This is a genomic window from Acinetobacter sp. YH12200 (assembly GCF_013418175.1).
Taxonomy (GTDB): Bacteria; Pseudomonadota; Gammaproteobacteria; order Pseudomonadales; family Moraxellaceae; genus Acinetobacter; species Acinetobacter pseudolwoffii.
The window spans coordinates 1-1375 of the sequence record NZ_VPCO01000069.1; the positions used below are offsets into that span (position 1 = coordinate 1).

The 1375-nt window shown below is 35.3% G+C and carries 1 protein-coding gene and 1 pseudogene; both read right to left on the reverse strand.

Features of this window, described 5'->3' with window-relative positions:
* Positions 1 to 271 precede the first annotated feature (271 nt).
* Entirely contained in the window at positions 272 to 688 is a 417-nt protein-coding gene (locus FTU90_RS15910; protein ID WP_159139022.1) for a hypothetical protein, read from the reverse strand.
* Positions 689 to 1265: 577 nt separating this feature from the next.
* A pseudogene (locus FTU90_RS15915) lies at positions 1266 to 1375 on the reverse strand (IS701 family transposase); the annotation flags it as partial.

Consider the following 1375-nt stretch of genomic DNA (forward strand, 5'->3'; position numbering starts at 1 on the left):
AATTCATGCACGTGTAGCAGTCCTCAACAGATTTACGGAATTAGGTCGACCACTTACCCAAGTTACGCCTTAAATTTGGCTCAATTAGGGGCGCTTTGCATTTCAAATCTTTGTGCAACAAAGCCATTCGTGGTTATTTGCAACAGTGCCAATAAGAGTTCAAATATTCTATTTAATTGTCATTAAACCGGATTCTGGCAGGGTGATATATGGAAAATTTGGACGAATTAAAAAGCCTGCATTTGCGGGCTTTTTAATGTCTGGTTTGGAGTTAGTTATTTTTCTTTTCTAATTTTTGGGCAACGGCTAATTCACATTCTAATTGGTGGAAGCTGACCAGATCTGCCGATGTACTTAACTTGCCATTTTCACGGTCGAAAATAAAAGAGACAGAACATTTTTGATTTTCCTGATCGGTGATTTGAACACCGTAATACCAGGTTTCCGCATCGCTAATCACTACGACGTTTTTAGTCTCACCTAAATTTTCTTTTAATACCGCCTGAGTTGGGGTGCTAATTGCACTAGCAATAAAATCTAATGAAACAGGTTTGTGCTCAGTGATTTTAGAGGTGATTTCTGGACTAAACAGTTGGTAATCATTACTGATTAACTGTTCATGATTATGTGCGTTTGCCAGTGATGCTGCGGATAGTGCTAATGTCAGCGTGATTAACTTGATTTTCATATTGTATCCCCATGATTCGAATATTTTAAAGTTTGAGTTTCTTTCAAATTTCTAAAATCATATACGATCTTAAAAATAATAAAGGGTTTGGAGATAAAATCTCATTTTTTTGTTTCACTCTGATGGGCATGCTGTTCCACAGTGGGAAAATATGCAGTCAGATCTTTAAGGATTTTGGGACCAATATATCGGAGACAGTTTATTTAACTGATGTTACGCATCCATTCTATATGTTGTAAATTTTAAAAAAATCGACCGCAAAATGTAGTGGCGAAGATGCTCAAAAATACACTTATTGCGTAACATCAGTTATTTAAGTTAGGCTGCCAGTTTAGATTTGCTAAAATTTACATAACGCACGTTAGACAAATTGAGAAAAAAGCCAGTTCAATATGTACTGGCTTTTTAGTGTCACGTATATAAATCTAAGAATTGTTTTAATCGTTGCTAAGATGATGTTTCACGGCTTCTAAACCATTGATTTAAAGTTCAGGATTTTGACTGGCATGACCTTACTTTGGCGTGTGCTCTAAAATTACATTAGGCCATTCAGTAAAGTTATAGGACTTACGCACTATTATTTATAGATTCTCTGTGGTAGCAGATGATTTTTATCGAGAATAAAGTCATCAATGAAGTTTTTGATAACTGGTCTAAATAATTTCTTCTGCCAACGATATACATTTT

What these genes read in the sequence shown, in the direction of transcription:
- FTU90_RS15910 (WP_159139022.1), bottom strand. Translation starts at nt 688, where the DNA reads ATGAAAATCAAGTTAATCACGCTGACATTAGCACTATCCGCAGCATCA.